The sequence below is a fragment of the Streptomyces sp. NBC_01546 genome (assembly GCF_045208355.1).
Classification (GTDB): domain Bacteria; phylum Actinomycetota; class Actinomycetes; order Streptomycetales; family Streptomycetaceae; genus Streptomyces.
In genome coordinates this window covers 6,738,629-6,751,157 of the sequence record NZ_CP109379.1, presented here as the reverse complement: position 1 = coordinate 6,751,157, position 12,529 = coordinate 6,738,629, and the positions used below count along the sequence as shown (strand labels likewise).

13 protein-coding genes are annotated in these 12,529 nt (G+C 71.3%); 12 read left to right on the top strand and 1 reads right to left on the bottom strand.

Annotation, left to right across the window (positions count from 1 at the left end):
- Window positions 1–40 precede the first annotated feature (40 nt).
- The 4 genes from OHA89_RS30965 to OHA89_RS30950 are packed head-to-tail and all read left to right on the top strand — an operon-like array spanning window position 41 to window position 4,396.
- Complete coding sequence (locus OHA89_RS30965; RefSeq protein WP_398429842.1) at window positions 41–1,864, top strand: glycoside hydrolase family 15 protein; 1,824 nt, start codon at window positions 41–43, stop codon at window positions 1,862–1,864.
- On the top strand, window positions 1,861–2,778 hold the full coding sequence (locus tag OHA89_RS30960) for a hypothetical protein (RefSeq protein WP_390755988.1): 918 nt from the start codon (window positions 1,861–1,863) through the stop codon (window positions 2,776–2,778). Before OHA89_RS30965 ends, OHA89_RS30960 begins: the two co-directional genes overlap by 4 nt.
- Window positions 2,775–3,095, top strand: coding sequence for a hypothetical protein (locus OHA89_RS30955; RefSeq protein WP_383858211.1), 321 nt, complete (start codon window positions 2,775–2,777; stop codon window positions 3,093–3,095). Before OHA89_RS30960 ends, OHA89_RS30955 begins: the two co-directional genes overlap by 4 nt.
- Window positions 3,092–4,396 (top strand): M14 family zinc carboxypeptidase, encoded by a 1,305-nt coding sequence (locus tag OHA89_RS30950; RefSeq protein ID WP_406367599.1) that lies wholly within the window; start codon window positions 3,092–3,094, stop codon window positions 4,394–4,396. Before OHA89_RS30955 ends, OHA89_RS30950 begins: the two co-directional genes overlap by 4 nt.
- Window positions 4,397–4,695: 299 nt before the next feature.
- Here the strand turns inward: OHA89_RS30950 and OHA89_RS30945 are convergent, their stop codons facing one another.
- Window positions 4,696–6,105: a Twin-arginine translocation pathway signal gene (locus OHA89_RS30945; RefSeq protein ID WP_383858217.1), complete on the bottom strand. Its 1,410-nt coding sequence runs from the start codon at window positions 6,103–6,105 to the stop codon at window positions 4,696–4,698.
- Window positions 6,106–6,438: 333 nt separating this feature from the next.
- Between OHA89_RS30945 and OHA89_RS30940 the strand changes: the two genes are divergently transcribed.
- The 8 genes from OHA89_RS30940 to OHA89_RS30905 are packed head-to-tail and all read left to right on the top strand — an operon-like array spanning window position 6,439 to window position 12,473.
- Window positions 6,439–6,849 carry a 6-pyruvoyl tetrahydropterin synthase family protein gene (locus OHA89_RS30940; protein WP_383858220.1) on the top strand — a complete coding sequence of 137 codons (411 nt, stop codon included), beginning with the start codon at window positions 6,439–6,441 and terminating at the stop codon, window positions 6,847–6,849.
- Entirely contained in the window at window positions 6,846–7,577 is a 732-nt protein-coding gene (locus tag OHA89_RS30935; protein WP_383858223.1) for a 7-carboxy-7-deazaguanine synthase QueE, read from the top strand. The genes OHA89_RS30940 and OHA89_RS30935 overlap by 4 nt, the downstream gene beginning before the upstream one ends.
- Before the next feature lie 41 nt (window positions 7,578–7,618).
- Window positions 7,619–8,242: a GTP cyclohydrolase I gene (gene folE / locus OHA89_RS30930; protein WP_383858226.1), complete on the top strand. Its 624-nt coding sequence runs from the start codon at window positions 7,619–7,621 to the stop codon at window positions 8,240–8,242.
- Between the two features lie 34 nt (window positions 8,243–8,276).
- Entirely contained in the window at window positions 8,277–8,810 is a 534-nt protein-coding gene (locus OHA89_RS30925; RefSeq protein WP_329283969.1) for a phosphoribosyltransferase family protein, read from the top strand.
- Complete coding sequence (locus tag OHA89_RS30920) at window positions 8,797–9,618, top strand: class I SAM-dependent methyltransferase (RefSeq protein ID WP_398429763.1); 822 nt, start codon at window positions 8,797–8,799, stop codon at window positions 9,616–9,618. The genes OHA89_RS30925 and OHA89_RS30920 overlap by 14 nt, the downstream gene beginning before the upstream one ends.
- Window positions 9,615–10,340 (top strand): thymidylate kinase, encoded by a 726-nt coding sequence (locus OHA89_RS30915; RefSeq protein WP_406367596.1) that lies wholly within the window; start codon window positions 9,615–9,617, stop codon window positions 10,338–10,340. The genes OHA89_RS30920 and OHA89_RS30915 overlap by 4 nt, the downstream gene beginning before the upstream one ends.
- The gene (locus tag OHA89_RS30910; protein WP_398429759.1) at window positions 10,330–11,364 is read left to right on the top strand and encodes a radical SAM protein; all 1,035 of its coding nucleotides are present in this window, start codon (window positions 10,330–10,332) and stop codon (window positions 11,362–11,364) included. Before OHA89_RS30915 ends, OHA89_RS30910 begins: the two co-directional genes overlap by 11 nt.
- On the top strand, window positions 11,361–12,473 hold the full coding sequence (locus OHA89_RS30905; protein ID WP_406367594.1) for a DegT/DnrJ/EryC1/StrS family aminotransferase: 1,113 nt from the start codon (window positions 11,361–11,363) through the stop codon (window positions 12,471–12,473). Before OHA89_RS30910 ends, OHA89_RS30905 begins: the two co-directional genes overlap by 4 nt.
- Window positions 12,474–12,529 lie beyond the last annotated feature (56 nt).

Sequence of the window (12,529 nt, the reverse complement as noted above, 5' to 3'; positions counted from 1 at the left end):
GCAGCACACGGCCGACCGCGCACCCGCCGCCGGCCCGTGGATCGAGGATCACGGGTACGTGGGCGACCAAAGGGGTGGTGCCCTGGTCCGCCGCGACGGCTCGATTCCCTGGTTGTGCCTGCCGCGGTTCGACTCCGCCGCCGTCTTCACCAGTCTCCTGGGTACCGAGCAGCACGGGTTCTGGCAGATCGCTCCCACGATGCTCATGGACGGCATCGCCGTCCCCGCCTCCGGCCGCCAGTACGCGGGCGACTCGCTCATCCTTCAGAGCGCGTGGAGTTGGGGCAACGACAGCGCGGTCGTCAGGGACTTCATGGTGCCCGGCGGTGGTGCTCCGCGCCTGGTGCGGGTCGTGACCGGGCTCTCGGGCACGATGACCATGCGGTCGCTGCTGCGGGCCCGCCCCGACTACGGAAGCACCGTGCCCCGGATCACCAAGGTCGACCGGCTCCACGCGATCGACCTCCCGGAGGGCGACGGCGGCAGGCTGTGGCTCGACGCCGACACCCCCGTGCACCTCGAGTGGGCTGACCTCGTATCGGACTTCACCGTCACCGCCGGACAGACTGTCGCCTTCGCCCTCTCCTGGCGGGAGGGCGTGGACAGCCCACCGCCCAGGCCGATCGACGACGGTCTGCTGAAGTTCACCCTGGACTTCTGGGAGGCATGGGCGGCCCGCTGCACCTACACCGGTCCGGACCGCGAGGCGGTCGTCCGCTCCCTGCTCACCCTGGGCGCCCTCATCTACGTACCCACGGGCGCCATCGTGGCCGCGCCGACCACCTCACTGCCCGAGGAGATCGGCGGCGTCCGCAACTACGACTACCGCTACGCCTGGCTTAGGGACGGCGCCCTCACCGCCGGCGTCCTGCGCAAGTACGGCTACCTTCGTGAGGCGATCGCCTGGGCGTGCTGGGCGGTGCAGGCCAGCCACAGCGGGACAGGCCGGCGGCAGATCATGTACGGAGTCGGCGGCGAAACCGAGCTCCCGGAGATGGAACTGGGCTGGCTGCCCGGATACGAGCGGTCGGCTCCGGTCCGCATCGGCAACGCCGCCGCAGACCAGCTCCAGGTCGACATCTACGGCGAACTCGCCATCGAGTTCTACGACCTCATCCAGGCGGACAGCAGCTCCGCCCGGCGGCTCGGCCCGGTCATCGTCGCGCTCGCCGAGGAGCTGGAGCAGGTCTGGGATCAGCCAGACTCGGGCATCTGGGAGATCCGCGGTCCCGCCCGCCACTTCGTCCATTCCAAGATCATGGGATGGGCCACCATCGACCGGGCCATCCGCACCATCGAGGCCGGCCACGCCGACGGGCCGCTGGAGCGGTGGCGGACTCTGCGCGCCACCATCCACGCCGAGGTGTGCGAGAACGGCTTCGACAACGACCTCAACTCCTTCACCCAGTCCTACGGGTCGCAGCAGCTCGACGCCTCCCTCCTTCACGCCCTGCTCTCCGGATTCCTGCCAGCCGATGACAAGCGGGTCATCGGCACGGTGGAGGCCATCCAGCGAGAACTCACCACCGACGACGGGCTCGTCCTCAGATACTGCACCGCCGGTCACGACATCGGGCTCGACGGCTTTCCGGGCAACGAAGGACGGTTCCTGCTCTGCAGCGGGTGGCTGGTCGAGGGCCTCGTCTTCATTGGACGTCCCGGTGATGCTCGCACCGTCCTCGACAGCCTTCTCGCCATCCGTACCGGCCTCGGCCTGCTCGCCGAGGAGTACGACCCGCGAACCGGCCGCCACCTCGGAAACTTCCCGCAGGGGTTCAGCCACGTCGGTCACCTGGGCGCGACCGCCGCAATCGCGGGCCCCAACGCCTTCAGCACGCTCCGCCTGGCGGGAGCGGGATCGTGACTGCCAGGACACGCACCCGATCCGTCCCGGGCGACTGGGACACGCCGCACTGGATGCCGACCAACGGCGAGACCGTCCGCCGCGCTTGTGGTGAGGACTTCGACGCCGTCCGCGTCGCTGCCGACCTGGCCGCGCCGGCGCTGGCCGCCCTCGGGCCGTACACGGGACCGGTCCTCGCCAACCACACGACGCGTACCTGGGTCTTCCTGGTACCGCCGGGCTCCGCACCGCCCGGGCGGTGGGCCTTGGGAGTGCGGGTCATGCCTCGCGGCGCGGCCATAGGCATCCCCCCGATCGGAGCGACCGGCGGCCGGGACATCCACTGGGCCGTACCCCCGGGCCAGGGCACCACCTACGCCGACGACCTGAAACGGATCCTGACCGGCCCTCTTCCGCCAACCGCTCCGGCGCACGGGTCCGGCGGACAATCCTCCGCCACCAGCCCTGCCTCGGCCCCGCCTCGACGCCCGCGTCCGCTGTCCCCGGCCCTGCTGAATGTCGGCGAACTCTTCCTCACCGGTCACTCAGACGCACAGATCGCCAAGGAGCTGTCCCGGACCGTCACCACGGTTCGGACAAATCTGCGGCAGATCGGCAACCTCTTCAACGCCCCCAACCAGGCTCTGAAGGCCGCCGCTCTGCTCGCCGGCGGTCATCTGCCGCCGCCAGCGGTCCAGATGACCGCCCCCGACCTCGCCCCGGTCGACCTCGCCGTGCTGCGCGTTCTCGCCGGCGTCAGCCGGGACGCCGAACTCCCCGTCGAACTGCGGCCGACCGGCACATTCCTCGACCGCGTGGACGAACTCCGGGAGCGGTGCGCCGCCCGGACCGACGCGCATCTCATCGCCCTGGCAGCCGCCTGGGGCCTCCTGCCCACCCTCACCAGCCTCGCCATCGCAAAGGAGCAGACGTGATCCGCAAGGCACGCTTACCCGCCCCCTTCAGACTTGGGCGCTTCGACGCCGAGTCCATCCCGGGCCTCGTGCTCCTCGGCATGAACGCGACCGGCCTCGTCCTGACCGGAACCCTGGTCACCGACGAGTTCGACAGCACCCGCGGACTCGCCGCCGTCTCCGTTCCGGACTTGGACAAGCAGGCCGAAGAGCAGTTGCACGACGCAGCCATCGCCACGGCAAGCACCCACACCTACCGTTACGCGCCCCACACGCCGGACCCGTCCCAGACCGACCCGCTGACCGGTCCCGGCCACGGCAAGGAGGGTTGGTCGTGACCCCGGAGACGTTCGCCCCGTTCATCGGCGACCGGCCGCCCACCTTGGACGAGTTGGAGCGGGAGCTGCGCAAGATCGCCGCCGAGCACCCACAGGTCTCCACGCTGCGCGAGATCGGCCGCTCCCGCGCCGGCCGCCCCATGACCATGTTGACCATCCCCGGCGGCCACAAGCACGTCCTCGTCATCGGCGCCCCACACCCGAACGAACCGATCGGCCTCGCGGTGATCCCCGCGCTCGCCCGGTACCTCGCCGAACACCCCGAGGACCGCGCGACACTCTCCTGGCACCTCGTAGGATGCGCGGACCCCGACGGCGTCGCGGCCAACGAGGACTGGTGGTCGTCGACATGGCCGCCGACGATGGAGTCGTACCACCGCGGCATGTACCGTCCCCCGGCCGCCGAGCAGCCCGAGTGGACGTTCCCCACGAAGTCGTTCACCGCGACCCTGCCGGAGACCCGTGCCCTTATGGGAGTGATCGACGATGTGCGGCCAGCACTGACCGTCTCGCTCCACGGGAGCGACACCGGCGGGGTGTGGGCGATGGCCTCCCACGACGAGCCCGCTCTCGCCCCAGTCATGGCGGACATCGCAGCCCGATACGGCCTGCCCGTCGAGGAGACGCCCTCAGACTGCATCGGTCTCCCCTCCATCGGGACCGGCACCTACCTCCTGGCACCTCCTCTCGACGCCGAAGCGGTCGGAGACAGTGGCGTGGACAGCAAGCACGAGTGGAAGCCGGCCGGAGCCAGCAGCGCCCACTACACCGCCAAGCACGGCCTCGGCCTCTTCCCAGAGGTCCCGATATGGGCGTCCACTCCCCTCAGGCTCTCGCCCCAGGAAGCCATCGGCGTCCTCGAGGACGCGCGGCACGTGCTCGGCGACCTCATCGCCGAACACACCCATGCCCCGAACGTAGAAGCCAGATTCCTGACGGCCGCGGAAGAGATCCGCTCGATCATTCCCGTCATGATCAGGAACGTCCAGCACCAGCCCGTATCCGGAAGCGGACAGGACCTCGTCCTCCTCGTCCCGGTACGCGCCGCGGGCATGCTCCTACGGCACTATGACCAGCTCCTCGCGGCCAACCCGTACAGCGACCGGCTGCACGAGACGCGAGCGAAGACCGAAGCCGTCCTGCTCGCCTGGTGCCACCGTGCTGAGAAGGCCCTCCGTCCCCAGCCCCTGCCGCTGTTCCGTACTGCCGGCTACCAGGCGGACCTCGTCCTGACCATGGCCAGGACGCTTCTGCCGGGGCGTGCGGCCGGCATCGACGCGGCCAGCAGCGCCACCCGCTGACCCGCCGCCGCACCACTCACCGGTGCCCGGCTCACACCGGGGCTGGCCTGCCTGTGCCCTTGACCACCCCCATCTCTCCCGGAGCTCCTTCTGTGACAGCGGCACCCGAGATCCATCCGAGACCGCCTCTCCTCGGCCGTGCTCAGCATCCCCACCGTCATGGCGGTCGGCGTCCTCATCCTCCCGATGCCCGTGTGGACACTGTGGCGCTCCCCCGTCTTGCGCCTGCCCGCCATGAACGAGGGGGCCCAGTGAAAGGCAACGCCTCTCAACGGTGGAGGGTTTCGCCAGCCGGATGCCTACGCAGCGGTGCCGTCTGTGCGAATCGGCGCGGGCAGAACGCGCAGACGCTCGACCAGCTCGGCGCCCGCCCCGTTCGCCGCCTGGTCGAGACCGCGGGCGAGACGAGCGAGGCGGGTGCGTGCCGTGGCGCGAAGTCGTGCGGGCGGGATGAGGTCCAGGACGCCCAGCGCGCGGTCGGCGGCCTGCTCGGGAGCGTCGCGGGCCTCGGCGAGGGCGAGAACGAGGGTGGCGGCCACCCATCCCGGTGTGTGTTCGGGTGCTGCGGCGATGGAGGTGCGGGCGACTTCGGCGGCGCGATCGTAGCGCTCCAGGGTCAAGTGGGCCTCTGCGACGTGGAGGCGGTGTTCGGCGCGGTCGTAGCCGAAGCGTCCGGGCAGTTCGGTGGCGGACTGCATGATCTCGTCGCTCTCGCTGACGACGTCGTCCGCCCGGGAAGCGTGTCCGAGAGCGGCGAGTGTGGGCAGCAGGGCCCAGCCCAGGAGCTGAGCGCGGCGCAGGCCGGCGAGGGCGTGTTGGAGTCCGTGTTCGGCGTGTCCGCGGGCGTGGTCCCAGTCCTGGCGGGCGGTAGCAACCATGGCCAGGGCGCCGCTGGACCAGGCGGTGAGGGCGGCCTCTCCGGTGGAGTCGCCGATGGCTCCGGCCAGGGTCAGGTGGGCGCGGGCTCCGGCGCGGTCGTCGAGGTGGAAGGCGAGGTTTCCGAGGAGCGCGGAGAGCCATCCGACCTGTCGGCGCAGGTCGCGTGCGGTGGCGCGGTCAGCGGCGGGCACCACGGTGGAGAGCAGGTTACGGGTCGCGCGCACCTCGTCGTGCAAGCTGGCCGGAGGGTGCTTGCTGTAGTTGAGGGCGTAGTGCTCCACTGCCGCCTCGGCGAGTGCCACGAGCGACGGCGAGCCCTCGGGCGCGTCTTGGACGGCCCACTGAACGGATTCACGGATGGCGGGCAGTCCGCTCGCGGTCGTCATGGATGCCTTTCGTTCGATGCCCTGTTCCTCGCGCTGCCGCCGACCGTAGTCGACAGGCAGTGGGGCCGCGCACGTACTGCACCAGAGGTGGGTCGTGGCGAGCCCGAGTTGCTCGGGGTCTGCCCCATACGCCCGGCAGATCATGATCCTGTACTCGTCGCCGGGGTGCGCCTGCCCGTGCTCGTACCGGCACAGCAGGGCCTGCGACAGGGCCGGCGGCAGCAGGCCGTCAGCCAGGTAGACCTGGGCGACCTCCCGGATCGCCTGCGCTCGGGACCACCCCAGAGCCAAGCGCCAAGCCTCCAGCGCCGTCAGCTCGGGAAGCGCCGCCCGGAGCACGGTGACGGTCCGCTCCTGGCTGTCGCTGGCCCGCTGGCACTGAGCCCGCAGCCGGATCGCTTCACGCTGGATCTCCGCACGACGCGCTCGCGATACCTTCCCCACCGTCCGCCCCCTCGTCGCTCTGCCACGTCCGCAGCCCTTGGGATGCGGACAGGAATTGACCGCAGCAGTCAATGTTCCTACAGCACACGGTCAATGACGCTAGTTCAGCACGAGGCGCATCGTAGGAGCCAGCGCTCCAACTGCCCTGAACGACACCACTTCGCCGAACCAGCCCATGGCCGCAGGCGGATCGTGCTGGCCGCAATCGTCGGGACGCGTCTGCCGCCCGCGCGGGGTCCACCGGCGCCCCCAGGAATCCGTAGCGCTTCCCGAGCAAGGCGTCAGAGAGGGCTGCAGGCGCCCTCGCCCCCTCCGTCACGAGAAAGGGACTCCGTGGAGACTGCCCCTGTTCCGCTGCCTTCCGGCAGGTTCAGCATCGGCAAGACGTTCGACTTCGAGGCTGGTCACCGCCTCGCCACCCTCCCGCCCGAGCACAAGTGCTCCCGGCAGCACGGTCACACCTACCAGGTCGAGGTCGTGCTCTCCGCCGCCTCCCTCCAGGGGCCGGGATTCGTGAAGGACTTCGGTGACCTCAGCCCGTTCAAGCGGTACCTCGACAGCGAGCTCGACCACCACAACCTGCACGAGGTCTTCGACTTCGAACCGACGTCCGAGCTGCTCGCGCAGTACCTGGCGGGCTGGTTCATCGCGAACATGCCGCCGGGGATCGCTGGGCAGCTGGCCGCCGTCCGCGTCCGCGAGACCCAGCGGAGCTGGGCCCGGTTCGACGTGGCTGCCACGTGACCGGCACCGCTGCAACCGCGCGCGCGCCTCTGGGGCAGCTGATCGTCGCCGAGCGCTTCGGTGTCGAGGTGCCCACGGTCCAGGGCGAAGGACCGAGCTGTGGCCACCCGGCGATCTTCATCCGGCTGTCCCGCTGCAACCTCAGCTGTACGGCGTGCGACACGAAGGAGACGTGGGACTGGAGCCAGTTCAAGCCCCAGGAAGTCTCGACGCGCCAGTCCGTGTCGGACCTCGTGGCGTGGGCGCTGCAGTCGCCGGTCGAGCTCGTGGTCATCACGGGCGGAGAGCCGCTGATCCAGCAGCGGAACCTGGTCCCCCTGGTGCGGCGATTGCTGGATGAGGGCCGACGGGTCGAGTTCGAGACCAACGGCACGTTCATGCCCGACCCCGCGCTGCTGGTCGACGGTGTCCGGTTCAACGTATCGCCGAAGCTGGCGAGCTTCGGGATGGACGAGGCCGAGAGCATCGTGCCGTCCGCGCTCCGAGTTTTCGCCTCCTCCGGGCGGGCCGCGTTCAAGTTCGTCGCCTCCTCCGTCGCCGACATCGACCGGATCGCCGAGCTGGCGGACCAGCACGGTCTGGCGCCGGTGTGGGTGATGCCGGAGGGCACGACCGCCGAGGCGATCACGTCGACGACCCGGGTCCTCGCGGACGCGGTCGCCTCCAGGCACTGGCACCTCACCACCAGGCTCCACGTCCTGGCCTTCGCCGATCCCAAGGGCCGCTGACCGCCCGGCCCCCCTCTTCCCCTGCGAAAGCGAGATCTCACATGACGAGTACCACCGTCGCCCGCCCGACGCCGGCCGTACCCCGCCAGCAGCGGCCCGGCATCGACACCGACCGGGTCGCCGACCTCATCGGCCAGCTGCTGGTCGAGCTGGGCGAGGACCCGCAGCGGGACGGTCTGGCCGAGACGCCGAAGCGGGTCGCAGCCTGGTGGAACGACTTCCTCTCCCCGGGCAGCGCGCCGGCGGCCACCCGCTTTACCGAGTCGCAGTTGGGTGGCCAGCTGGTCGTGGTGGGCGGCATGAGCGTCTGGTCGCTCTGCGAGCACCACATGATCCCCATGAACCTGCAGGTCGCAGTCGGCTACCTGGCGGCGGGCGAGGTGGTGGGGCTGTCCAAGTTCGGCCGCGTCGCCCAGCACTTCGCCGGCAGGCTGCAGGTCCAGGAGCGCTACACCCACGAGGTCGCCGAGCACCTCGCCGGGGTGATCGGCAGCGAGGACATCGCGGTCGCCGTGCGGGGCCTGCACCTGTGCATGAGCATGCGCGGGGTGCGGATGGAGGACGCCCGCACCACGACCCTGCACTCCGGCGGGCGCTTCGCCACGGACCCGATCCTCAGCCAGCAGTTCCTCCTCCTCGCGACCAACCAGTTGCACGCGGCCTGACCCCTGCGAGCGGACCTAGAAGGAGGTGTAAGCCATGAGTGCATCCCCCGCGCCGACGCCCGAGGGCGCCGACCAAGCGGGCCCGCTGTACCTGACCTGGGACGACATCGGCCTCGCGACGACCGAGCTCGCCCAGCAGACCCTGGCCGCCGGTGTGCCGCAGGCCGTGGTGGGGATCGTGCGCGGCGGTCTGATCCCCGCCGTGTGGATCGCCCACCGGCTCGGCGTCCACGACGTCCGAACGATCGAGGTCACCCGCACCACCAGCGACGCCGTCAACGCCGCCAAGACCCCCCTGCCGACCGTCCGGAACCCCGCGTCGATCGGAAACCTCACCGGCCTGGACGTGCTGCTCGTCGACGACATCGCCGGCAGCGGGACCACCCTCGCCCACACGGCCCAGATGGTTCGCGACCTCGGGCCCGCCCGGGTGCGTACCGCGGTGCTCGCCGTGAACCGGGCCAACTGGCCCGCGGGGTCCGAGCCCCACGACCGGATCGACCACATCGCCCGACTGACGACCACCTGGGTCGTCTTCCCCTGGGAGGAACAGCATGACCAGCTCTGACCTGGACGAGCAGTACCGTACGCGGCCCAGCACCCCGATGATCGGCCCGTACAGCACCAACCAGATGGACGACTTCTACGCCGCGCTCGCCCGCGGTGAGGCCACGCCGTCCGGTCTGATGAACCTGATGCAGCACCTCATCGCCGCCGAGCGGTGCGCGGAGGGCGCGAACGTGCTCGACGTGTGCTGCGGGCGCGGGCTGGCCCTCCCGCTGCTGCACCGCTACGCGCCGAAGATCGGCCGTTACGTCGGCCTCGACATCAGCTCGGCCAACCTCGCCGAGGCGCGCTCGCGGCTGGTCGAGCTGCGGAGGGAGTACGGCGTCCTGTTCCCGCTCGAATTCGTCGAGTGCGACGTGTCCAAGCCGTGGCCGCAGCTGCCGCCGTTCGACGTCGCGATCTACACCTCCGCGCTGGAGCACCTGCCGTACGAGCTCGGGGTGAAGAGCCTGGCCGCCACCGGCGCCGCGCTCGCCCCGGGCGGGGTGCTGTACCTGTCGACCCCGCAGGCGTTCGGCCCGCCGCCGCGTCCGCTGCAGTACCGCGTCCACGTCTACGAGTGGTCGTGCGAGGAAGTCGTGAGCGCGGTCGAGGACGCCGGCCTGATCGTGGACGACGTGATGGGGCTGCTGCCGCCCGAGCCGGACGAGGTGGCCACCGAGCTCGCCGAGCGGTACGGGACCGGAGCGGTCGACTGGTACCGCGACCTGGCTGCCCGGGTGCCGAAGGCGCTGCTGGACACGGTGTCGTCCATGATGGTGCCCGACCGGGCGACCGAGCTGCTCTTCGTCTGCCGGAGGCCGGCATGACCGCCCGTACGGTTCCGGGGCCCCGACAGGCGGCCGGGGAGGAGCGGGGCCGGCCGCTGTGGGTGAGCGTGGAGGGCATCAACGGGGTCGGGAAGACCACCGCCGCCCGCGCCACGGCCGCCGCGCTCGGTGCGCGGTGCCTGCTGCTGGACGAGCTGACCGACCAGGCCGCCGACACGCTGCCCGGCCGGGTGATCACGGCCCTCTCTGCAGCGGAGGACGTCTGCCTGCGGACCGGGCACCCGGTCGTGGAGACGCTTGCGCTGCTGGCGCTGAAGTTCCGGGAGGTCGAGCACCTCACGCCCGAGCTGCTGGCCGGCGTCGACGTGATCGTCGAGGACCGGGGCGTGGACAGCGTGGCCGTGTGCCAGGGGGCGATCCTGCACACCGAGCACCCGGCCACGCCCGCTCGGGCGGTAGCCGACCAGATCCTGGCCACTGCCCGCCGCTGGCGCCCGATGCCGGACGCCACGATCCTGCTGACCGGCGACAGGGAGACGTGCCTGGCCCGGTTCGCCGCCCGGATCGGCCGCGCCGTCCCGGCCGACGCCCGGGAGATCATCGAGCAGACCGAGCACCTCTACCGGGAGCTGGCCGCCGCCGAGCCGGAGCGGTACACGGTGATCGACGTGACCGGCTACGCCCCGGACGAGACCGGCAAGGCCGTCGAGGACGCCGTCCGCGCGATCGTGGAGCACCGGGAGGTCGATCGTGCCTCGTGACATCACCCTGCTGTGGGCGCTGCGCTCCCCCTGCTCGTTCGCCTGCCCGCACTGCTACTTCGGGGAGCTGGACGAGCACAAGAAGGCCCTGCCCGAGGGACTCGGCGTGCTGTCCCACATCCCCGTCCGCGACCTCGACCGCACCGTGCTGGAGGCGTTCGCGCGGACCCTGGCCGACTCGCCGGTCGAGCGGGTCGTCCTCGCCGGCGGCGAGCCGCTGGACTGGCTGCCCACCCTCAGCCTGATCAAGACGATCAAGGACGCCGGGTGTGAGGTCGTCGTGGCGACCAACGGCGTGCCGCTGACCCGGCCCGGCATCGCCCGACGGCTCGTCGCCCTCGGCGTCGACGGGGTCTCGGTCTCCCTGGACAGCGCGGATGCGGCCACGAACGACCGGCTGCGGCCCTCGCGGTCCGGGCGGGTCGGACACCGCGAGGTCCTGGCCGGCATCCGCACCCTGCTCGACGAGCGCGGCTCCGGTCAGGGCCCGCGGGTCGGCATCTACACCGTGGTCATGCGCGACCGCCCTCAGGAGATCACCGACGTCGCCCGTCTCGCGGCGGACACCGGCGTCGACTACTACGTGCCGCAGCCCATCTCCCTCCCGGCCGACCACAAGCTCTTCGCCGAGCGTTGTCACACCGCCGAGGATGTCCCCGCCGTCGAGGACCAGCTGCGTCGCCTCCAGGAGGACCCGCGCGGGCTCACCCTCCCGGGCCCCTCCTACACGCGGCAGTTCCTCGCCTCGATCGCCACCCAGGACAGCGGTCGGGTCGAGGACTGCTTCGGCGGGGCGCAGTTGTTCTTCATCCAGCCCGACGGCTCGCTGTGGGACTGCCCCTCGGACCGCCGGATCGCCGCCACCGCCGCCTCCGAACAGCGCAGCATCGTCGGCGCCGACGCGCGAACCCTGTTCACCAACCGCCCGGCGTGCACGGACTGCTCGCACTTCTCCAGGGACTGCGTGAACATGGGCCCGCTCGTGCTCGGCATGCCGCGCCTCCTCGCCCGGGAGGCAACGTGACCGCCCTGCCACCGGTCCCTGCGACGGAAGGTCTGGGCGAGGGCATGCTGGCCGCGCTGGCCAGCATGCCGGACCCCGCTGGAGCGTCGTTCGCCGACCGGTTCGAGCAGGACCTCACCGAGAGGTTCACCCGCCGGCACGCGGTCGCGGTGTCCTCCGGCACGACGGCGCTGCACGCCGCGTTGTCCGCCGTCGGCGTCGGGCCGGGCGACGAAGTCCTGGTACCGGCCCTGACCGTCGTCATGACCGCCTCGCCGATTGCCCAGCTCGGCGCCACCCCGGTCTTCGTCGACAGTGACCCCGACACCCTCGACCTGGACTACGACGACGTCACCGCGATGGTGACGGCCCGGACGAAAGCGATCGTCCCGGTCCACCTGTGGGGCAGGATGGGCGACCCAGTCGGCCTCCGCTCGTTCGCCGCGCAGCACGGGCTGGCCGTGGTCGAGGACGCCGCCCAGGCCGCCGGTTCGTCGCGCGGCGGCGTTCCGGCCGGCGCGGTCGGCGAAGCCGGGTGTTTCAGCATGAAGGACGGCAAGATCCTCTGGAGCGGGGAGGGCGGGTACGTCCTGACCGACGGCTCGGCTCTCGCCTCCCATGTCCGGGCCTTCCGCGGCCACTGGCTGACGCCCCCTCCCGGTGGCCGCCCTCAAGAACGGCTCGCGGTCAACGGGCGCCTGGCCGAGCCGCTCGCGGCTCTCGCGCGGGCCAACCTGCGCAGGTTCCCGGACCTGCTGGAGCGCCGCCGTACCCAAACCGGGTACCTGCTCCAGGCGCTGGCCGGTGTCCGGGGTCTCACGCCGCTGACGCCGGCGAAGGACGAGGTGTGGAACCACTACGCCCCGCTCCTGCACATCAGCCTGCCGGAGCCACGGGCCTTCGCCGAGCACCTCGCCCGGCAGGGAGTGCCGAGCTCCACCGGCACCTTCCGGCTCGTGCCGTGCGACACACGGCCCATGTTCGCCGCCAGCGACCGGACTCCGTGCCGCGGGACCGCCCAGATCCTCGACCGCACCCTCGCCCTCGTTCTCACCGAGCGCGACGACGAAACGGTCCTCGACCACTACGCCACCGTCACCACCCGGGAGGCTGCCGCATGGCGCTCATGACCGGCGCCCCGAACCGATCCGCTGGCGGCATTCCCGCCGGCGGCCCTCCGTCCTCG